Annotated in this window: 25 protein-coding genes; 10 read left to right on the top strand and 15 right to left on the bottom strand. The window is 59.2% G+C overall.

The window, feature by feature from the left end:
• Positions 1-29 precede the first annotated feature (29 nt).
• Positions 30-293: a hypothetical protein gene (locus AAXE93_RS03420; protein WP_390128136.1), complete on the top strand. Its 264-nt coding sequence runs from the start codon at positions 30-32 to the stop codon at positions 291-293.
• A gap of 40 nt (positions 294-333) precedes the next feature.
• Positions 334-468, top strand: coding sequence for a hypothetical protein (locus AAXE93_RS03415; RefSeq protein WP_006851938.1), 135 nt, complete (start codon positions 334-336; stop codon positions 466-468).
• 30 nt (positions 469-498) lie between these two features.
• On the opposite strand, the gene AAXE93_RS03410 is transcribed toward AAXE93_RS03415, so the two are convergent.
• Positions 499-1,005 carry a hypothetical protein gene (locus AAXE93_RS03410; protein WP_390128134.1) on the bottom strand — a complete coding sequence of 169 codons (507 nt, stop codon included), beginning with the start codon at positions 1,003-1,005 and terminating at the stop codon, positions 499-501.
• Between the two features lie 289 nt (positions 1,006-1,294).
• Between AAXE93_RS03410 and AAXE93_RS03405 the strand changes: the two genes are divergently transcribed.
• The gene (locus AAXE93_RS03405; protein ID WP_114989119.1) at positions 1,295-1,489 is read left to right on the top strand and encodes a hypothetical protein; all 195 of its coding nucleotides are present in this window, start codon (positions 1,295-1,297) and stop codon (positions 1,487-1,489) included.
• 213 nt (positions 1,490-1,702) lie between these two features.
• Here AAXE93_RS03405 and AAXE93_RS03400 read toward each other — a convergent pair whose 3' ends face one another.
• A complete protein-coding gene (locus tag AAXE93_RS03400) occupies positions 1,703-2,458 on the bottom strand; it encodes a hypothetical protein (protein WP_390128132.1) in 756 nt (251 codons plus the stop codon).
• A gap of 38 nt (positions 2,459-2,496) precedes the next feature.
• On the opposite strand from AAXE93_RS03400, the gene AAXE93_RS03395 reads away from it, so the two are divergent.
• From AAXE93_RS03395 to AAXE93_RS03385, 3 genes are read left to right on the top strand one after another with little or no spacing between them, the layout of a single operon-like run.
• Positions 2,497-3,234 (top strand): DUF475 domain-containing protein, encoded by a 738-nt coding sequence (locus AAXE93_RS03395; RefSeq protein ID WP_390128130.1) that lies wholly within the window; start codon positions 2,497-2,499, stop codon positions 3,232-3,234.
• Positions 3,224-3,562 carry a DUF6464 family protein gene (locus AAXE93_RS03390; protein WP_390128127.1) on the top strand — a complete coding sequence of 113 codons (339 nt, stop codon included), beginning with the start codon at positions 3,224-3,226 and terminating at the stop codon, positions 3,560-3,562. The genes AAXE93_RS03395 and AAXE93_RS03390 overlap by 11 nt, the downstream gene beginning before the upstream one ends.
• Positions 3,563-3,565: 3 nt before the next feature.
• A complete protein-coding gene (locus tag AAXE93_RS03385) occupies positions 3,566-4,216 on the top strand; it encodes a hypothetical protein (protein ID WP_390128124.1) in 651 nt (216 codons plus the stop codon).
• Position 4,217: 1 nt separating this feature from the next.
• Here AAXE93_RS03385 and fmt read toward each other — a convergent pair whose 3' ends face one another.
• The 11 genes from fmt to AAXE93_RS03330 form a co-directional block, all read right to left on the bottom strand.
• On the bottom strand, positions 4,218-5,234 hold the full coding sequence (gene fmt / locus AAXE93_RS03380; RefSeq protein WP_390128122.1) for a methionyl-tRNA formyltransferase: 1,017 nt from the start codon (positions 5,232-5,234) through the stop codon (positions 4,218-4,220).
• A gap of 2 nt (positions 5,235-5,236) precedes the next feature.
• Positions 5,237-6,607 (bottom strand): TldD/PmbA family protein, encoded by a 1,371-nt coding sequence (locus AAXE93_RS03375; protein WP_390128120.1) that lies wholly within the window; start codon positions 6,605-6,607, stop codon positions 5,237-5,239.
• Entirely contained in the window at positions 6,607-8,016 is a 1,410-nt protein-coding gene (locus tag AAXE93_RS03370) for a TldD/PmbA family protein (protein WP_390128118.1), read from the bottom strand. The genes AAXE93_RS03375 and AAXE93_RS03370 overlap by 1 nt, the downstream gene beginning before the upstream one ends.
• Before the next feature lie 32 nt (positions 8,017-8,048).
• Entirely contained in the window at positions 8,049-9,119 is a 1,071-nt protein-coding gene (gene acsF, locus AAXE93_RS03365; protein WP_114989126.1) for a magnesium-protoporphyrin IX monomethyl ester (oxidative) cyclase, read from the bottom strand.
• A 66-nt stretch (positions 9,120-9,185) separates the two neighbouring features.
• On the bottom strand, positions 9,186-9,623 hold the full coding sequence (locus AAXE93_RS03360; protein ID WP_115132607.1) for a DUF2996 domain-containing protein: 438 nt from the start codon (positions 9,621-9,623) through the stop codon (positions 9,186-9,188).
• A 45-nt stretch (positions 9,624-9,668) separates the two neighbouring features.
• Positions 9,669-10,154 (bottom strand): hypothetical protein, encoded by a 486-nt coding sequence (locus AAXE93_RS03355; protein WP_390128114.1) that lies wholly within the window; start codon positions 10,152-10,154, stop codon positions 9,669-9,671.
• Positions 10,151-10,759 carry a flavin prenyltransferase UbiX gene (locus tag AAXE93_RS03350; RefSeq protein WP_115132609.1) on the bottom strand — a complete coding sequence of 203 codons (609 nt, stop codon included), beginning with the start codon at positions 10,757-10,759 and terminating at the stop codon, positions 10,151-10,153. Before AAXE93_RS03350 ends, AAXE93_RS03355 begins: the two co-directional genes overlap by 4 nt.
• Before the next feature lie 3 nt (positions 10,760-10,762).
• Positions 10,763-13,084, bottom strand: a complete 2,322-nt coding sequence (locus AAXE93_RS03345) for an RNB domain-containing ribonuclease (RefSeq protein ID WP_390128112.1) — start codon at positions 13,082-13,084, stop codon at positions 10,763-10,765.
• Positions 13,085-13,184: 100 nt separating this feature from the next.
• Positions 13,185-13,502, bottom strand: coding sequence for a TMEM165/GDT1 family protein (locus AAXE93_RS03340; RefSeq protein WP_115132611.1), 318 nt, complete (start codon positions 13,500-13,502; stop codon positions 13,185-13,187).
• 2 nt (positions 13,503-13,504) lie between these two features.
• A complete protein-coding gene (locus tag AAXE93_RS03335; protein ID WP_115009029.1) occupies positions 13,505-13,837 on the bottom strand; it encodes a TMEM165/GDT1 family protein in 333 nt (110 codons plus the stop codon).
• Positions 13,827-14,201: a YkgJ family cysteine cluster protein gene (locus AAXE93_RS03330; protein ID WP_390128109.1), complete on the bottom strand. Its 375-nt coding sequence runs from the start codon at positions 14,199-14,201 to the stop codon at positions 13,827-13,829. Before AAXE93_RS03330 ends, AAXE93_RS03335 begins: the two co-directional genes overlap by 11 nt.
• Before the next feature lie 108 nt (positions 14,202-14,309).
• On the opposite strand from AAXE93_RS03330, the gene psb30 reads away from it, so the two are divergent.
• Positions 14,310-14,417, top strand: coding sequence for a photosystem II reaction center protein Ycf12/Psb30 (gene psb30, locus AAXE93_RS03325; RefSeq protein ID WP_025362280.1), 108 nt, complete (start codon positions 14,310-14,312; stop codon positions 14,415-14,417).
• A 10-nt stretch (positions 14,418-14,427) separates the two neighbouring features.
• Here the strand turns inward: psb30 and recJ are convergent, their stop codons facing one another.
• Entirely contained in the window at positions 14,428-16,326 is a 1,899-nt protein-coding gene (recJ, locus tag AAXE93_RS03320) for a single-stranded-DNA-specific exonuclease RecJ (RefSeq protein ID WP_390128105.1), read from the bottom strand.
• A gap of 32 nt (positions 16,327-16,358) precedes the next feature.
• On the opposite strand from recJ, the gene AAXE93_RS03315 reads away from it, so the two are divergent.
• From AAXE93_RS03315 to AAXE93_RS03305, 3 genes are read left to right on the top strand one after another with little or no spacing between them, the layout of a single operon-like run.
• A complete protein-coding gene (locus AAXE93_RS03315; protein ID WP_390128103.1) occupies positions 16,359-17,138 on the top strand; it encodes an HAD-IA family hydrolase in 780 nt (259 codons plus the stop codon).
• On the top strand, positions 17,135-17,446 hold the full coding sequence (locus AAXE93_RS03310) for a DUF565 domain-containing protein (protein WP_390128101.1): 312 nt from the start codon (positions 17,135-17,137) through the stop codon (positions 17,444-17,446). The genes AAXE93_RS03315 and AAXE93_RS03310 overlap by 4 nt, the downstream gene beginning before the upstream one ends.
• Entirely contained in the window at positions 17,436-18,413 is a 978-nt protein-coding gene (locus AAXE93_RS03305; RefSeq protein WP_390128099.1) for a phosphoribulokinase, read from the top strand. Before AAXE93_RS03310 ends, AAXE93_RS03305 begins: the two co-directional genes overlap by 11 nt.
• On the opposite strand, the gene rpmF is transcribed toward AAXE93_RS03305, so the two are convergent.
• Positions 18,377-18,553, bottom strand: coding sequence for a 50S ribosomal protein L32 (gene rpmF, locus AAXE93_RS03300; RefSeq protein WP_006851068.1), 177 nt, complete (start codon positions 18,551-18,553; stop codon positions 18,377-18,379). The two genes, AAXE93_RS03305 and rpmF, sit on opposite strands and share 37 nt — an antisense overlap.
• Positions 18,554-18,610: the final 57 nt, after the last annotated feature.

Raw genomic sequence — 18,610 nt, 5'->3', positions numbered from 1 at the left:
CCTCGGCAATCCATGATCTTCGCAATAAGGTGCCTGCAGCTGCGTTTCACCGGTCGATGCCGCGCTACCGCTGCCCCTCCTGCTGTTGCGGCCCGGCCTTGGTGTTGCATCCACCAAAGGGGGTTGTTCCGCTCTGCTCCAGCTGCGCGGCACCGTTGCAGCCTCAGCCCCTGGTCCGGCCCATTCCGCTGCTGGTGTTGCTGACTGTGGGCGGCGTGCTGGTTGTTTCCTCGGTCCCCATCCTGTTCACCCCCGAACCAGCCCCCAGCTCAAGGCGCGAAAAACTGGCCTAAGGCGGGGTTTTCGGTTCAATACGTCGGTATTGGTGCCTTCATGACCCTCGGCCGTTTTCTGATTTTCTTCGTGATCGGGCTTGTGCTCGCCCTCACCATTCCTCAGTTGACCTGGTTGCTTTGGCCCCTGGCAGCTTCTGCGCTTTTTGTTGTTGTTCAACTGATCCGCTCCTGAATTCCGGTGCGTTTAAGGCCGAACCGGCGCTCAAGACAACCAGCAGGCATCCACAGAAAAGGTGAGCACGTCGTGGGCATCACGATGGTCTCCCGACGTAATGGCAACACAGGCCAGCTGACCATCGTCAAAACAAGTTTTCGACTTGAGCACAAATTTGGCGGCGTCACTGTGGGACCAGACCGCTAGACCCTGCTGTTGGGCTTCGTCGTTGTAGATGTCCCAGAGCTCGGAGAAACGTTCTGCCTCTGGACCCTGCAGAAATTCATTGAGGGCTTCATCAGCACCAACTTCACGGAAGCGATCCAAAAAAGACCGCATCAAGGGCTCATCGATCACGTTGCTGGTGGCGATGGCACCAGTGATGCCGCGCACAGAGGTTCGAACAACCCGGTTGGGTTCGCTTCGGGCATCAATGATGACAACGGGGCATTGGAGATCCCAAGTGCTGCGATTTCTGAGTTCACGGCCCGCTTCGGACATGTCATCCCGAAGCTCATTGATCAGCTGCCGTACAACAAGGGTGGGATCATCCATGACTGACCTTATCGCAAGTGCAGCTGGTGAATTTGGCAGGTTAAAGATTCAAAACGTTGATATATGAGGTGACATTCAGGCCAAAAACGCTCGCTAGGAGCATCCGCCTCAGCTGGTTATCGATTCCTCGCGGTTTGGTCAATCGGCTTGGTCTAAAACGCGTTCACGGGATTGCAAGCCTCAAATGATTTATCTGCACTGAAAAGCATGCTGTACAATTCTTCTAGACAAAGCGAGATCCATCACAACGGCAATATCTTCAAAGACATCAAGCCAGAAGTCTGATTATTTGGCAAAAGCTGCCGAGTACTACTCACGAGCCAAGCAATTGATTGAAGTCGATCAAGACTGGCAGGCTTCGGGCTCCATGATCCTCAAAGCGCTTGCCGAGGAGAGGAAGTCTGAAAATACTGGTCTTCAGGTGATGAATGTGATCAAGTACCAAAAACCTAAAACGAAGCTGGAGTTCAACTTCCGCAGTTGAGTATCAGCTGAGCATCCCTTCTCGACAGAGCTCTGATCTCATTACCGCCCCATAGGGGCCATTCCCCCCTTCAGGAAAGCAGCGGAGGGAACGACCTGGCTGCGCAGAGTGTGTAGACGATTCACCCTGCTGCAATCGGCATGGACGCCGTATCAGTCCCTGCCGCAAACCCGTTGTAGGCCACTAGCCCTGACCATTCCTGAGTGTTAGTGCTTATTTAGCCTGGCTGAGCGTCTGCTCTTCCAGCAGCATGTTGAACTGCAGAAGCTGTTCATCACTGAGTTGTTGACGACTGGTCGCCCCCAGTTGTTGTTGGAGAAAAGTCCTGGCTTGATCGGAGCTCCAGCCCAGCTGCTTCAACATTGCATCTCCTTGTTGAAGCAGATCACCACGACGGATGGGTGCTGGTGCCGAGGACGCGTCGTCGTTGGCTTGGATCAACTTCAACTGACGCAGATAGGCCACCAGATCGGCATAGCGCGTGAGCTTGTGGCGGCTGCCGAGCCCGAAGGCCCGGGTCAAATACTCCTGCTCCTGCTCTCGAGACCAACCAATGCGTCTGATTTCCATATCGATGGCGGTCAGCTCATCACTCCAGTCGTCAGGATCCGTTGGTGTTTCAGAGGGGGTGTTGTCAGCAGGTGTGGCTGGGACCTGATGGGTGGCAGGGGTGGGTGGAGCAGACGAGGGCTGGGTCTGCTCAATTTTTCTCGGCCGCTCCAATGGCACCTGCTTCGGATTTGGTTCATCCACCTGGGCGGCTTCAGGGCGAGCTGAATTCAGGGGCTGTTGTGGCCCCTCAGTGGACCCCAGCCTGGAGTTCAGGCGTCGCAACGCTCTCTCCTCAGCCTCTTCAGCAGTGGCGGCTTCACCAAGGGCGCTGCCCTGCAGAGAACCGTCGAGCCAGGCCTCGACCCGCACGATGCATCTCAGGGTGTCGACGTGACACAGCTCGGCCCGGATCTGCATCGCAATGGAACAGCGCTTGCACTTTCTAGGCTGCCGCGATGGACATCACTTCGCTTCCTTCACTGTCGGATTTCTTCGAAGGTGCCGATCAATGGGGTGAGGTTTTGGCCCTGCTGCCTGTTCTGGTAATGCTGGAGCTGATCCTGTCGGCTGACAATGCCGTGGCCCTCGCGGCCATCGCCCGCAGTAGCCGCCAACCGGATCGGGAAGGCCTTGCCCTCAACCTGGGCATTGGCATTGCACTGGTCTTGCGGATCGCCTTGATCGTTGTGGCCCAGTGGGTGTTGCAAAACGCCTGGGTGCAACTCCTCGCTGCGGCCTATCTGGTTTGGCTGGTGGTTGATCACTTCAACAACCGATCAGGAGATGATGCCGAGTCCAGCGAAGGACATGAATCCAACGGTCTGTCTCGCCCGTTTCTGAACACGGTTTTACTGCTGGCTTTCACAGATCTGGCCTTCTCCATCGATAGCGTCGCCGCAGCCGTGGCCATCAGTGATCAGATTGTGTTGATCAGTACAGGTGCCTTCATCGGCATCGTGGCACTGCGTTTTACATCCGCCCTGTTTATCCGCTGGCTTGATCTGTATCCACGGCTTGAAACGGCTGGGTTTCTCGCCGTTGCTTTCGTGGCGCTGCGCTTGATTGTTCATGTTGTCGTGCCCAGCCTCAATCAACCTGATTGGCTCACCTTGGTGGTGGTGCTGTTGCTGTTTGCCTGGGGAATGTCGATCCGCAGCAAGGAACTTGATCAGGACGAAGGCCATGCTTGTTGAACTTCGCCATATCAGTGGAGACCGTTTGCTCCATCGCGTTGATCTTGAGGATCCGCCACAACCGGGGCGATGGCTTGTTGTGGAACAGCAATCCTTCCTCGTGATGCAACGTCGTCACCGTTACGCCCTTCGCAACGGTCGCTATGTGATGGCCTCAGTGGCCCTGTTGGTGAAACCCCAGATGCGTCCCTCCGATGCAACACCTTGGAGACATGGCTGGGTGATCGGTGATCCCAATTGCCGTTTCAATGCCCGTAGTCCTTTGCTCCGCTGTGCTGTGTGGCCGGAAGGCCCCTGCGAGAACTGCAGCCACCGTGAACTTCGCTGATTGATGAAACCGGACTGGCTCACTGGGCGACTCTGTGCTGGCCATGGCGTCGCCTCCGGAACAAGCAACGATTCACCGTATCCGGATGGCACGATTCGAATGCAATTTCCCGTGTTCCAGTCCTTAGGGCTGGACCTTTCGGGCTGTTACTTCGGCACGCTGAATCTCGACTTTGCCCCCCTCGAGGTTTCACTTTCAAATCCAGATCACCTGTTTGAGAAAGTGCGATGGACCGACCTCCACCCCCCCGAAACGTTCTCGTTCTGGAGTGTTCAGATCAAGACGCCCCAAAGTGAGGTTGTGAACGGCTGGATTTATTACCCCCACCCCGAGACAAAGTTGCGCCATTGGCAACCGCCGACAACGTTGGAATTGCTTGCACCGCGATTATGCGGAGTGGAAACAGGCGGCACCATTCATCTCTGTGATCAAGGCCAACGGATCAAACTCATCGATACGGTTCGCTTGCGCGCAAGGTTGCTGGAATTTCTCAAATTCAGAGTTCTGGCCTCGCAGCAAACATTTTTTGAAGCCGACACCCTGTTGAAGCGCCAACAATGGCTCTCGACGATGTTCCCGGAAGCTCTTCAGCTTTCCGAGCAGGATCTCGATCGGGTTTGGTCTCAAGCGCGGGTGTTGTACACGGAATCCTGAATCAACCTTCGCCCAATCGATCTCCGGGAGTGGCGTTGAGTTGCTGCAACAGAACGGGGGCTGTGCTGTGTGCTTTCCCTTCCAGCTGTGCCTCCCGGATCAGAAGGGGGCAGCCTGAACTGCTCACCACAAGCCCCAGATCTTCGATCACTGCAAGGATCGTCCCTGGGGGATGCCCGCCGGTGGGCCATTGGCCCACGAGGTTGCGTCCCTCAGGACTGAGTTGATCCTGCAGGCGCTCGATCAACGGCTCCGTGCGCAACACCTTCAGGCGTTTGCTCTGCCACTGGGTGAACGCTCCGGGATGAAGCCCCATCACCTTGCGATGAATGCTGAGAGCAGGGGCAGACCAATCCAATTGGAAATCCTGCTTCTCCAGCATGCGGGCATAGGTCGACCCCTCGGCCTGAACCCGCACGTTGAGCCTTGCCAATCTCTCGTCTTCTGGACCCGGTCCCACCGCTTCAATCAGTGGCATCGCCTGAACCATCAGCTCTGCAGTGAGAGCACTGAGCCGTTCGGCCAAGGCGACGGAAGGTTCCAGTAGCTGGATCGGGGTGCGTTGCTCGAGCAGAACCGGACCAGTATCGAGCCCTTCTTCCATGGCCATGATCCCCACACCCGTTTCCTGATCCCCTTCGAGCAGGGACCACTGGATGGGACCAGCACCGCGCCAACGCGGTAGTAGTGATCCGTGGCCGTTCCAGCAGCCCAGGGGAGGCTGCTCCAACACATCCTTGGGAAGGATCTGTCCGAAGGCCACGACCACAGAGGCATCAGCACCGAGTGCAGCGAGCTTGGCTTTGCAATCGTCATCCCGTCGGATCCGTTCAGGGGTGAACACAGGAAGACCGAGTTCTTCCGCCCTCGCCTTCACCGGTGATGGAACAAGCTGTTTGCCTCGACCCCGCCGACGATCCGGCTGCGTGACGACCCCAACGATGGTGTGGCCCGCATCATGCAGTGCATTAAGGGTTGGCACCGCATAGACCGGTGTCCCCCAGAACAGAATCTTCAACGTCAGGCTTCGCCGGTGATGGAGAGTCCATCCACCCAAACATGAGGGGAAACGCCTCGGTGGGTGATTTTAGAATCAGCTTCCAGATGAGCAATGCCGTTGAGAACAGAGCGGATGTCACCGGCAACCGTTGCTGCTTCAACGGAAACCCGTTCGCCGTTGTTCACCAACCATCCATCGAAGGGCAAGGAGAAGGATCCCTGGGTGGCTTTCACACCGGCGTGAAGCGCTGACAGATCTTCAATCAGGACGAAGGGGCCTGACTCGGTGCGGTGGTTGAGGCTGTTACCGCTGCTCACCTGCGGGTTGGAACCAACCACGAACCAGTCTGGACCCACCGAAACCTTGGCACCAAGTCCAGCGTGGCCGGTGGGTTGAACACCAAAGGCTCGGGCCGTGGCTTCCGAGTGAAGGAAATTCCGCAGGGTTCCGCCCTCAATCAAGGAGAGACGTCGGGTTGGTGTTCCCTCTCCATCGAAGGCTGCCGCACTGATGTGTCCGGGGTGGAGGCCGTCATCGTGGAGGTTGAAGAAGGGAACCGCCACATCGGATCCAATCGAATCCCGCTGGCTCAAGCTCACCCCATCGAGCACCGAACGCGCATTGAACATGCTGCTGAAGGCACCAAGCAGTGAGAGAAAGGCCTCGGGGGTGAAGCAAACCCGGTAGCTCCCGGTTTCGATCGGTCGATAATCCAGATGGCTGACGGTGCGATCAAGGGCCTCGCTGATGCAGCCTTGAACATCCAGTTCGCTGCTGCCAAGACCCAAACGAACAGCACCTCCACTGCGGGGCTTACGACCTGTTTCCTCAGCCCTTGCGTAGAGATACAGGCTGGCTTGGGTGCGCTCCATCTGGCGCAGTGCTCCCTCACTGTTGAGATAGAGGCTCTGGGACAGGGATTCCGCCAGTCCGTTGTAGGGGACGGTCTGGATCGCGGGGTGACGACCCAACAGATCGGCTTCCGCATCCCGAAGGGTGTCCAGCAGGGGGAGGATTCCTTGGCGAGGTTGAAGTGGTCGATCGAGCTCGGGGAGTGGAGCTGTGGCCAGGGGGGAGAACTCAGGGATGTCCTCGGGATTGCCAAAACGGCTGGCCGTATGGGCTCCCACAAGGGCTTGCTCCAAGCCGCTATCGGAGAGGTCGGTGGTGCTGGTGATTCCTACCAGGCCATCGCAGTTCCAAACCCGGACGGTGATGGAGCTCCGCTGCGATGCCTTGAGTTGTTTGGCTTCACCACGATCCACCTGAACGGAGCAATCGTCACTGCAGGCGGCACCAAGATCCCAACGACGAATGCCTTCGCGCGAGGCGAGTGTCTGAAGGCGATCCCTGAGATCCGAGGCGTTGAGGCTGTTGTTGCTGCTCATCATCAACGGCCCCCCACCGTGATCGAATCAACTTTGATGTGGGGTTGGCCCACTGTGACGAACACACTTCCACTCACGGATCCGCAGAACCCGGCAGCCAGTTCCAGATCGTTGGCGCACATCGAAATGCGTGGCATCACCTCCTTGGCATCACCGATCAACGTCGCCCCTTTCACCGGTTTGGTGAGTTTGCCGTTCTCAATCAGATACCCCTCTTCAACGGAGAAATTGAACTGACCTGTCGGGCCGACGCTTCCCCCACCCATGGCCTTGCAGTACAGACCTTGATCGACGGATTCAATCAACTGTTCAGGGGTATGCGGACCGGCGTCGATGAAGGTGTTTCGCATCCGGCTCGCAGCTGCAAAGGCATGGCTCTGACGCCGGCCGCTTCCGGTGCGTTTGTGGCCCGTGCGCAGTTCACCGGCCCGGTCACTGATGAAGCGTTGGAGCACCCCGTCTTTGATCAGCACGGTGCGCTCAGGTTCCATCCCTTCGTCATCCATCGAGATGGAACCGAAGGATCCACCACTCAGCCCTTCATCGATGGCGGTGACAGCAGGGTGAGCGATCAGTTCACCAACCCGATCCGCGAAGGGCGTGGTGCCCCGTTCAATCTGGGTTGTTTCGAGCAGGTGACCGCAGGCCTCGTGGAAAATCACGCCACCAAACCGGTTGGCGAGAACAGCCGGCATCTGTCCGGCATCCACATAGTCGGCCCGCAACATCGTTCCAGCGCTGTTGCACACCTCAGCTGCACTGGCTTCGGCATCCCAGTCTCGAAGATCGTCCGGACGATCGGAACTGCCATAGCGGCGGCCAATGCTGGATCGGTGATCGCCGTCGGCTGCAAGAACGGAGAGACCGGTCGACTGATGCAGGCGGATGTCGCGGGCAAAAGTGCCATCGGATGCAGCCACCAGCACTTCCTGCCAGTCGCGGGCGTAACTGCCACGGCGCACCTGCAAGTGCTGACCAAGACGATTGAGATGGTCTGTGCCTTTGAGCAGGCACTGGCTGGCCTGATCCAGGGAGGGGCAGCGTTCCAGCCAGTCGGCTTTGTTCAAGCCGTGGTCGGTCAGCTTCTTCAACCCTTCAAAAGCTGAAGGGGACGTGAGCTGTTGCGCCTCGAGACCGAGCATGGCGAGGGCCTGATCGAGGGCGCGCTGGAGGCCGGCTTCGCTGAGATCGTTGGTGCTGACGAAGCCATCACGGCCATCACGGAACACCCTGAGGCCAGCTCCACGGGCGAACGACGGATTCACACTGGTGATCCGATCCTGTTCGGCAAGCAAACCGATATGGTCGGTGCGCTCAAGAAACACCTCCACCAGGTCGGCTCCTGCGGAGCTGCCACGGTGCAGCAAGGACTCCAAGAGTCCTTGCCACTGATTCGAAAAGGCGTTGGTCAAGAAATCTCCTCGATTGGGCCGGGGGAGTCCCCTCAGCGCACAGCTGGCTGGAAACGATCGCTGTCGATCGCTGGCATCAGGAACAACTTGGCCATCTCGGCACCGTTTCCGATCCAGAAGGGCAGCTTGCGAAGCACTTTCAGAGGAGCGATGGCATCGCTTGCATCAGCCTTTTCCAATGCGGCGTTGTTGGCCACCAGCCGTTCGAGGCGTGTCCAGAACTTGTCGTTGTTCACATCAAGAACAACGGGGAAAACGCGCGCAGACGTTTCGTTGGTCTTCTCGATCACCATCTTGTCGTAGGTGCGAGCGTCCAATCCGAGAGCCTCGTAGAACTCTTTGCGGGCCACGTCGCGCACGTACATGGTGGCGAACACCGCCAACAGGAAGAAGCGGCACCAGAGTTTGGCGATAGGGCCACGAACCGTGTCCGGTTGGGCCTTCATCAGGGCATCAAAGAAATCACCATGACGGTTTTCGTCCTGACACCAGTTCTCAAAGAAGTTGAAGATCGGGAAGATCTTGCTGTCGGGGTTCTTTTCGAGGTGGCGGTAAATGGCGATGTAACGCCAGTAGCCGATCTTTTCAGACAGGTAGGTGGCGTAGAAGATGAATTTCGGCTTGAAGAACGTGTAGTCCTTGTTCGCGGTCAGGAAGCCGAGATCCAGCTGCATGCCGAAATCACTCATCGACTTGTTGAGGAAGCCGGCGTGGCGGGCTTCATCCCGAGCCATGTGAGCAAAGCACTCGGCCAACAGAGGGTTCTTCGCCTTAATGCGGCGGCTCAGTTCCTTGTAGAGCAGGAATCCTGAAAATTCCGATGTGCAGCTCTGCTCAAGGAATTCGATAAACACCTTGCGGGTCTCAGGATCCAGCTTGTCCGCAGCACCCTCGAACTCCTCGTTACGAACGAAGTGGTGGCGGTTGTAATCCTTCCTGAACTCTTCACAGATGGCTTCAAGTTCAGCCTCATTGGGCTGAAGGTCCATTGCCGCCATCGCTTCGAAATCGGTGGTGTAGAAGCGAGGGGTCAGGATTGTGTCCTTGACAGGATCCTTGATGGCTACAGCGCTGCCTTCGGCCACGGCGGTGGGAGGGACCATCAGTTGCGGTTCACGATCCTGCCAATGTAGGCGTGTCAGCCCAACCCCCGAGGCCAATGCGGGCGGTTAGTTACCTCCGAGCCACTTTTGGCCGTTGAGCCGTTGTAAGAGACGGGAAACGAGAAGGGGCAAAGACATCCTCTTCTCATCGATCAGAAAGCTCTCCAGCAGCGTTGGCTCGCTGCCGGCATCAGCCAGGGCAATCACTTTGGCGCTGTTGATGTCGGCCTTGGAGAAGCAGACCCAGAAGCGGCGGCCCCCTGGAAGCTCACCAACCACCATTGGACATTCACCACCGACAACGGGACGCTGCCCATCCACGCGCTCGAGCCGATCAGCGGTGATGTCATGTTCGGCCAACTGTTTGGCGACGGCCGGCAAAAACAGTGTGTCGATGAATTCAGGGAAGGGCTTGTCCTCCGGCTTGGGCGGCTTCGCTTTCGGCGCCGCTTTGGCAGGGACCTCTTGACCTGAAGACTGCTTCTCGACTGGGGTTTCGCTCACCGATCCAGCATGGCTGGCGCAACTGTAGGCAGCTTGGTGCGCTGCTTACCAGTTCGCCTCCGGATCATCTCCCCAATCACTGAACTCCGGAGAAGGAAAGCCCGCGGCTGAAGTGCCTGATGAAGCGTCTGACTGCGGGGGGACTGACGAAGGGCGTTGAATCACGCGGTAGGCCACAGACACCGTTGGAGCCGCTTCTCTCACATCTCGTTCGGGGCCTGGTTTTGTGCTGGATCTGGGTGTCGGTTCGTAGTCGGTGTAGCCCCTCTCCTCAAACTCCGGTTGAACAGGGGAACGCCTCTGGCGACTCAGAGGACGCTCCACTGGGGAGACCAAAACCGCTGCGACAGCGGCTCCGGCCGCACCACCAACGCCAGCCAGCGCTGTCCACGCCCCAACGGGGAGCGGAGGTGTTGTCCAAACCAGCAGACGGATCCGGGTCTTGTCTCCGACATTAGTGGCCGAAAGAACCAGCAACGCCAGCAGTGGCGCCAGGCAGGGAATCAGCAGCAACCGCTGAAACATGCTCATTCCAGGGGGCCCTGCCAGCGCTTCAGGGGTGCAAGGTCCTCCTCCAGGCCGTCGAACAGGCGCACCACCAGAAAGTCCACCATCTCCTCCAAGGAATCGGGCCGGGTATACCAGGCCGGAATGGGAGCGGCAATGGTGGCTCCAGCTTCAGCGAGGCCGGTGAGGTTGCGGAGGTGAATCAGGTTGAAAGGCATCTCCCGGGGAGCAATCACCAGGGGCCGACGCTCCTTGAGATGCACATCCGCACAACGTTCGATCAGATCTGCGGCGATACCGGCATGGATCCGCCCGACGGTTCCCATGCTGCAGGGAACGATGACCATCGCCCGGGTTCTGTAGCTGCCACTGGCAATGCAGGCAGCCTGATCATTCCAGCGATGACAGGTGAGCTCGCCACTCTCCACCGATAGCCTCTCTCGCCAGAACGCACGTTGTTTCAGGGGATCAACAGGGATCGTCAGGCCCTGTTCCGCACGAAACACCTCATGGGCACCATGGCTGAGCACAAGATGCACCGAGCGCCCGCGCTGCAGCAGCAGCTGTAGGGCACGCTCGGCCAGGGGTTGAGCGGATGCACCGGTGACTGCCAGAACGTAGGGATGCATCACTCAGCGCTCGCTGAGGTCAACGGGCAGCGGCTCCGAGGATTCAGGTTCCGTGGAGCCATTGGAACCCTGGCTGATGACCTCAAGGTCGATCTGGTTGCGCAGAACATCCACATTGATCACGCGCACCTGTACGGCGTCGCCAAGTTGATAGGTCTGACGGTTCTTGCGCCCGACCAAGCGATTCTGGCGTGATCTGTATTCGTACCAGTCATCGTTGAGGGAGCTCACATGCACCAGCCCTTCAACGCGACTTTCACCAACTTCCACGAAAAAGCCATAGCTCTGCACACCACTGATGCGCCCTTCCACCTGTTCGCCGATCAGGGGTTGGGCTGAACGGGCCTGGATCATCGAAAGTAGATCCTTTTCCAGTTCCAACACCTGACGCCGTCGCGTGTTGAGCCGCTGCACGGTGCGCTCGTTCACCAATCCGTTCAACTTCTCGTCCTGGGATGCGGTGAACAGAGGCCACGTGAGATCAGCACCGGCACCCTTGAGGCCAAGCTTCAGACGCGTCTTGTGACGGACGGTTGGACGATCCTTGGCATCGGTCAGCAGCGCAACGATCACCTGTTGGTTCACCAGGTGGGCGTAGTGCTGGGTAGCACAGGTCCATGGGGTCAGTGAGCTGTTCCGGCTTGACGCAGCAACCTCGTCCCCATCGGAATCTGCTGCCGCAGGGGGGGGCTCTGTGGATGCCACAAGGGTGAGAGGTGGCAGGGCGTGACTGAGTTGTTGTTCCAGCACCCGGCGCTGACTGCTGTCTTTGAACACCTGAACGAGCTCCGAAGCTGATGGACAGCCGTCGTCATCCAGTTCAAGGGGAAGATCCAGGGCAATGGCTGTCTTTGCCACATCGGTGAGCACGCTGCCATCGGGTTCATCCGCCTCAACGGTGATGCCCGGCAGTTGGAGCTCGAGTCGTTGTGCGGTCCACGCACGGTCGGCGGCCCTCAACAGAGGCTGAAGGAACGCATGGGGGTCGACAGGGTTGAACGCATCAACCCAGCGATGCCGCAACCCGGAGGGATCTGCGCAGCAGAGGTCACCAAGGGCCTCCAGCTGTGGAGGGCAGAGATCGAGCTGCACAACCCCGTTGGCACGCTCCTGCTCCAACAACAGCGTGCTGCAGAAGCGCAGGGTCTCCAGCTGACCGAGTTGGTCTTTGATCGGCTTTAGGGCGGTCGGGACGCTGCGCGCCTTGGGTTTGCGTTCCGCCAGGGCGACCAACTGATCGGCGCTCACCTCGGCGACGGGGCGCACCGTGCTGAGCATGAACTCCCAGTCGCTCACCTCACCGTTGGCAGAGACGTCGAGCCGAACGCTGATGGCATCAGCCTCGGACCCGGCCGAGAAGCTGGTGGCCTTGTGGAGGGCCGGAGTGAGAAGAGGTTGCCAGACTTCACCGAGGCAAAGGGCTTCACTGCGGTCGCGCAGGCAGGCATCGAGGCTGTTGCCCAGACCGATCCGCTCGCCCACGCTGGGCGCATGGACCCAGAGGCGACAACCGCCTTCCCTGGCTTCAACGTGCACGGCAGGTAACCCCGGTGCATCGTCCTGACTCCATCCTTTGAGCAGCAGCGACGGTTGTGGGGTGAGATCGACCCGGCCTTTGGACGCAGGGGTTTTGCCAGAGCTCCTGGGTGCCGTTGGACGGTCCTGGAGACCAACCTTGGTCAGCAGCAGGTCCCGGTCGGCTGCTGGTCCGCCATTGAGCGGGAGAGATCGCACAATGTGGCCGGCCGCAGGATGCTGAGCCACGGGATAGCGATCGATGCGCACCTCGACAACGCTGGAGACCTCATCACCGGGCAGATGCTTGGAATCCTCTGCTGGAAGCTCAATGCCGGCAAGCACTCTGTCGTCCAAGGGGGAGGCGAGCAGCTGGTCGCTCTGCTGCTCCACCTGAGCCAGGAGAGATTGCGTGGCCCGTTCCAGGATGCATTGCACACCTCCTTCGGGAGAGCGGCGGCGTCCGCCCTCCCGCGTCACCCGCACCAGCACACGATCGCCATTCCAGGCGTGGTTCAGCTGATGGTCACGGATGTAGATGTCCTCGCCGCCGTCATCGCGAATGGCGAAGCAGAAGCCTTTGCTGCTGCAACGCAGGCGAGCATCAATCAGATCACTCTCCTGGGGCCGTGTGAGACCACCCTCACTGGTCTTTTCGATCACACCGATTTTCATCAGTGATGAAACGGCAAGCTCAAGCGCCGCTTTATCCGTCTTGTTGCTGAGCTTGAGGATCTTGGCCAGTTGGTCTGGCTCAGAGGAGTGCTCCGTTGAGAGCTGATCCAGCAGATCGGCAACCGTAAATTTCATCGTGGCGTGCGCAGAAACCGACCATCAGGGCCGGGAGAGAGGGAAGGGGTGGTCGACGCTCTTCAGCAGGCCGTGCAGAGTCAGCCCTTCAAAGATCACTTTAGGACTCAGAAGTTTGATCCCCGTCCGAGTTGGCTTCACCATCACGGACGAGAGGAACCAGCAAGCGGCCACCGATCACGAGGAAACCAACGGAAGCCAGCAGTTGAAGCAGATCGCTGGGAATCACGGTTGCAACGGAACCACCGGCGAAGGCCCCCAGCAAACTGGCCAGAACCAACGCCGATGATGAGCCGAGAAACACGGCCAGGGGGCGATTGGACGTGCCACTGATGGCAACGGTGGCGAGTTGGGTCTTGTCACCGAGTTCGGCCAGGAACACGGTCAAGAACGTGGAGATCAGAAGGGGAAAATCCATCGTCAGCTCGCTGCATTGAGCCAAAGGGAGCTGGCGGCCTGAAGACCGAGCCAGATGCCGAGCGCCACCATCAGCACCCCAGCCATCAGTTCAAGACGCTCAGGCGGAAGGGTTTTTGCCAACCATTGACCGACGAGAACGCCCACAAGGCTGGATGAAATCAACGCCAGCGCGGCACCGATGAACACCAAAACAGGAGAGCCGGACTGGGCCGAGAGCAACAGCGTTGCCAACTGGGTTTTGTCGCCCAGTTCAGCCACAAACACTGTGGTGAAAGTGCTGAACAGCACTGCAGCAAAGCTGCGCGACTCAGGGCTTGTTTGCTCACTCGTCAACAGAACCTCCCGCGGTCTGAGCGCGCTTGAACCTACGCATCACGCCACTGCGGCCGCCATAGGTGCTGCGGATCTGTTGTTGGCAACAGGTGATGGCGAAGGCATCGAACTGATCATCGGGAACGTCAAAAAGACGGCCCAGACCACTGACACGACAGAAATCAGGACGCTCCTCATAAATCCTGCAGCGCTGACTGCCCGTGTCGTAGTGGATGCACCAGCCATCAGGGCCAACCATGGCCAGATAGGTGTGTTGTTGCTCTTCGTTCAAAGCCGCCAGGGCATCAGCCCGTTCCTCCGGAGCGAGTCGGCAACAGGCTCCACAGTGTTTGATGCAGGACCATTGCGGCGTCTCTCGGCTCATGATTGAAGCTGTGACAAGCCATCACAGAGATCAGAACCAATCCGTCGCACTTGGGACAGAGCCCCGTAGCCTGGGAGACGTAACGATTTTGGACAGCGCTGCATCGCCATGGGCTTTGACATTCACCTGATCGCCAACTTTGCCGCCCTGGCGATGATCACCATTGCCGGTCCCGCTGTCATCTTCATCCTCTTCTACCGCCGCGGCGCACTCTGATCGCCTCGTTTTAAGGACGTAGCCCCAACCCAAGGCAGGCTTCCTCGATCAACTGAATCACCCGCTGATCCCTCGCCAGATCGTTGTCGCTGGTGAGGGATTGTTCTTGTTGAATGCTCGCCTGAAGCGTCTCACCCTCGCCATTGGTGAGCTTCAGACCTGAACTTTCCGTCAACTGGGCGGTGTACTGCCGTGTGCCGCGGTCGATCAACACCAACGCCGTATGGGCACGGATGGCCTTGAGCTCCAGCTGCAGACGCTGTTCACCCTGCCAACGGTTGATCGAAATGCTGTAAGCCACGTCACAGCATGCGGGAACAGGCGCCGCTGGATCCCATCGCCAGGCGATGGCGCGACGCTCACTTTCGCCCTGGCGCAGCGTCAGGGCCAGGTGTCCTCCTTTGAGGTCGCGCCGATCCTCAACGCTCACCCCCCGTGACCAGAACAGCGGTTTGGGATGACCGATGCCGAAGGGGGCCAGGGATTGCAGGTGGCGCCACAGATCCCAGTTCACATCCTGCAACTGCAGCAGAGCGTCAGGTTGCACGGGACGCCCCTGGGCCTGGGTCATCAACCAGCCATCGGCTTCGGCGCAGAGGCGCTCATGCAGGGCATGCACGAATTCCGCTTTAACGGTGAATCCCCCGGCAGCGGGATGGCCTCCAAAGCGGGTCAGTAGATCACTGCAATTGGAGAGGGCACGATCCACCGCGAAGCCGATGGGTCCCCGTACCGAAGCCCGCAGACTTCCATCTCCATCACCGGCCAGAAGAGCGGTGGGGCGGTGATAGCGCTCCATCAGCCGCGCAGCAACAATGCCAATCACCCCGTGGTGCCAGTGGCTTTGCGCCAACAGCAGGAATGAGGGGAGAGTGTCACTGGACTCCGCTTCCACCAGCGCCACGGCCTCCGCTTCAATCGCGTCGCAGAGATCCCGTCGCTGGCGGTTGTAATCATCACAACGGCGGGCGAGGGCCATGGCTGAATCAGGATCTTCAGCCGTGAGCAGATCCACCACAAGCCTCGGTTCCCCAAGGCGGCCCACTGCATTGATGCGCGGTGCAAGCTGAAACCCGATGTCTTCTGCCGTCAGCGGACGTTCCCCGAGACCCGCCAGGCGCTGAAGCGCTTGCACGCCCTTGCACTCGGAGCGATGCAGATGGTTCAGCCCCTCCAGCAACCAACTGCGGTTGGCCCCCACCAGAGGAGCCATATCGGCCACCGTGCCGATGCAAAACAGATCCCGGGCCACGCGGATGGCTTCTGGTTTGTTCAGAACATCGGCAACTGCATGGGCCAGCACATAGGCCAGCCCCACACCCGCGAGTCCGCGGTAAGGCGAGCCCTCCGGGGTGGTGGCCGGATGAATGAGCGCAGTCATGGGCGGCCGTTGCGCCGGGATCGTGTGGTGATCGGTCACGATCACCTGCATCGACAAACTTGCGGCCAGTTCGAGGGCTTCCCTCGCGGCAACACCGTTATCAACGGTGACCAGCAATCGCATGCCATCGTCGTAGAGCCGCTGCACCATGGCGGGATTGAGGCCATATCCCTCCTCCATCCGCGAGGGGATAGCGGGTTCCGGCTCAGCACCCAACGGGGCCAACGCCCGCAGTAACAACGCAGTGCTGGTCATCCCATCGGCGTCGTAATCACCACAGATGGCGACGCGTTCACGGGAACGGCAGGCCTTTACCAAGCGCGTACAGGCCTGCTCGAGATCGGGGAAATGATCACGTGTGGGCGGTAGATCACCAGGGGAGAGAAAGCTCTCGGCCTCGGATGTGGAGCTGAATCCCCTGCGCCGCAACACACAGCGCAGCGACAGCGGCAAATCAAGCCCTTGCAATGGCGATGGTTCCACCACGGCTGGAAGGGACCAGGACCAATGCAGCGGAACAGCCGGCAAGGGAACGCAACAGGCGGTGATGTCCCAGCATTGTGACGTTGCTGCTCCTCAAGGTGAACAGGCTTTCAGCGGTCTTCTGGGATGTGGATGGCACCTTGGCCGACACGGAAATGGACGGTCATCGACCGGCCTTCAACCTGGCCTTCCAGGAACTGGATCTTCCCTTTGTTTGGGATGAAGCGCTCTACAACAGGCTGCTGGCGATTCCTGGCGGGCTGCGCAGGGTGAAACTCCACGCTGAAACATGTGGGGTGCATCTCAGCCAGAACCAACTGGACCAGGTGCGTGATCGCAAACGCGTCCATTACCTGGAACGGGTCCGCCAAGGGCATGTGAATCTCCGTCCCGGAGTGAAGAGGCTTTTGCAGGAGTTGAACAGGGCCGGCGTGCAGCAGTGGATCGTCACCTCCAGCGGATTGGCCTCGGTGATGGCTCTGCTGGAACAGATCCAGAAGCAAATCCCCAGCTTCGATGGGGTGGTGACATCGGATGACGTTGCTTCGGGAAAGCCAGCACCGGACGGCTACCGACTCGCTCTCGAACGCAGTGGGGCCAACAGTGCTGCCAGCCTTGCCATCGAAGATTCTGCGGCAGGTCTTTCGGCGGCAAGAGCCGCAGGTCTGCGTTGTCTGCTGACCCCTTCCCTCTGGGATGCCGATGCTCTGCGTGAGTCCGGAGACGAGGCTGCTGCGGTGTTGAATCACCTGGGGGACCCTGGACAGCCAGCAACCGTGCTTTCCGGTGCCTCTTGCCAGGAGGGGGCAGTAACGCTGAAGTATCTGGAGTCCCTGCTGTCGGTGCCGGATCGATGAGCTCAATCCAGCGCACACGTCTGGCGGGGCTTCAGAACGCGTGGGGCGCTGGGATCCGGCAGTCCTGGTCTGGCCCCTGGTGGCGTCGCAGCGCTTCGTTGCTGCTGCTGCTGTTCGGATTTTTCATCGGCAGCAACCTTCCCGTCTACATCCTGGATGCTGTTGAACTCAGGACGTACACAGCGTTCTATGCCCTCATCGCCTGTGAATTGATGGTTCTTGGGCGCCGTCGTCTTCCCTGGCTGGACAACCTCCGGCTTGGATTCGTTTACGCCGTTGTTCTGGAGGCGTTCAAAGTTGGATCCTGAGGGCCAACGCGTCATCCCCAGCAAGGATCAGCAGCGGTTGCTGCAGCATCTCGAGTTGGGCGACCTTCAGAGTTGGTCTGCACTGCAGCGCAACTCTGGGTGGCATCGGGTCGCCATCGATCACTGGCATCCTCAGGCGACACCGGATTGGCTCTGGTCTGTTGGTCTGCCGCTTCTGAACCTGGGCCAGCAGTGGCAGGGACAACGCCGACTGCTCGGATTCAGTGCTTTGCCAGGTTGCGGGAAAACCACCCTGGGGCAGTGGATTGAAGCTGCCGCACGGCCACTTCACCTCTCGATCCAGGTGGTTTCGCTCGATGACTTTTATTTCGAGGCCGAACGGCTTGATGCGGCGATGCAGGGCAACCCCTGGGGTGTGCCTCGTGCGCTTCCTGGCAGCCATGACCTGGAGCTCCTGCAGGAGTGTCTTCAGACATGGCGACAGGGTGAGAACGTTCTGATGCCCTGCTTCGACAAAGCCAAACGCCATGGCCGAGGAGATCGAAGCGGTTGGCGCCGTTGCGATGCCGACTTGCTGATTTTTGAGGGTTGGTTTGTGGGCTGCAGCCCAAATGGCGACGCAACTGCAGATGAGCCCCATCTCGAGAGCCCCCTAACGGCGCAGGAGTTGGAGTGGCGCCTGAAGCTGCAACCCGTGCTCGCCCACTACGAACCCACCTGGAGGTGTTTCGATCAACTTTGGCAACTGCGAGCAACCGACTTCAACGCGCCTTGGCGATGGAAGCGCCAACAGGAAGCCACCCTTGAAGCGGAACGCGGTGCGTCGCTGTCGAATGCCGACTTGGATCGTTTTATCCGCATGATTCTCTGCTCGCTGCCATCGAGCAGTTTTCACACCATGCGAGCGGATGTTGTTGTGGAGGTGGATCCGGATCGAACTCTGCGGCGGATCCACCTCCCGAGTTCGACTCAGGATTCGCCGTCTTCGGACTCACTCACCGGATAAACAAAACCCTGGGCGCGGCCACTCAGCACAGACTTGCCGATGGACATGGCGCGCTGGGCGGCAACGGCTGCCTTGGCCTTCCAGGTGGCGCTGCGCTGGTTGCGCTTGGCCTTGGATGTTTTCTTCTTCGGGACGGCCATTGCGCCTGGTGAATTTCCAAACCGAGATTGTCTCGTTTGGAACCCCCTTGCGTCAAA

It is taken from the genome of Synechococcus sp. HIMB2401 (genome assembly GCF_042883245.1).
GTDB lineage: Bacteria > Cyanobacteriota > Cyanobacteriia > PCC-6307 > Cyanobiaceae > Parasynechococcus.
This window is presented reverse-complemented; position numbering and strand designations above follow the sequence as displayed.

Bases quoted from the DNA above. Each gene is read 5' to 3' on its own strand.
- AAXE93_RS03415 (WP_006851938.1), top strand. From the start codon at position 334: ATGACCCTCGGCCGTTTTCTGATTTTCTTCGTGATCGGGCTTGTGCTC.
- AAXE93_RS03410 (WP_390128134.1), bottom strand. From the start codon at position 1,005: ATGGATGATCCCACCCTTGTTGTACGGCAGCTGATCAATGAGCTTCGG.
- AAXE93_RS03400 (WP_390128132.1), bottom strand. From the start codon at position 2,458: ATGCAGATCCGGGCCGAGCTGTGTCACGTCGACACCCTGAGATGCATC.
- AAXE93_RS03395 (WP_390128130.1), top strand. From the start codon at position 2,497: ATGGACATCACTTCGCTTCCTTCACTGTCGGATTTCTTCGAAGGTGCC.
- AAXE93_RS03390 (WP_390128127.1), top strand. From the start codon at position 3,224: ATGCTTGTTGAACTTCGCCATATCAGTGGAGACCGTTTGCTCCATCGC.
- AAXE93_RS03385 (WP_390128124.1), top strand. From the start codon at position 3,566: ATGAAACCGGACTGGCTCACTGGGCGACTCTGTGCTGGCCATGGCGTC.
- AAXE93_RS03375 (WP_390128120.1), bottom strand. From the start codon at position 6,607: ATGATGAGCAGCAACAACAGCCTCAACGCCTCGGATCTCAGGGATCGC.
- acsF (WP_114989126.1), bottom strand. From the start codon at position 9,119: ATGGTCCCTCCCACCGCCGTGGCCGAAGGCAGCGCTGTAGCCATCAAG.
- AAXE93_RS03355 (WP_390128114.1), bottom strand. From the start codon at position 10,154: ATGAGCATGTTTCAGCGGTTGCTGCTGATTCCCTGCCTGGCGCCACTG.
- AAXE93_RS03350 (WP_115132609.1), bottom strand. From the start codon at position 10,759: ATGCATCCCTACGTTCTGGCAGTCACCGGTGCATCCGCTCAACCCCTG.
- AAXE93_RS03345 (WP_390128112.1), bottom strand. From the start codon at position 13,084: ATGAAATTTACGGTTGCCGATCTGCTGGATCAGCTCTCAACGGAGCAC.
- AAXE93_RS03340 (WP_115132611.1), bottom strand. From the start codon at position 13,502: ATGGATTTTCCCCTTCTGATCTCCACGTTCTTGACCGTGTTCCTGGCC.
- AAXE93_RS03330 (WP_390128109.1), bottom strand. From the start codon at position 14,201: ATGAGCCGAGAGACGCCGCAATGGTCCTGCATCAAACACTGTGGAGCC.
- psb30 (WP_025362280.1), top strand. From the start codon at position 14,310: ATGGGCTTTGACATTCACCTGATCGCCAACTTTGCCGCCCTGGCGATG.
- AAXE93_RS03310 (WP_390128101.1), top strand. From the start codon at position 17,135: ATGAGCTCAATCCAGCGCACACGTCTGGCGGGGCTTCAGAACGCGTGG.
- rpmF (WP_006851068.1), bottom strand. From the start codon at position 18,553: ATGGCCGTCCCGAAGAAGAAAACATCCAAGGCCAAGCGCAACCAGCGC.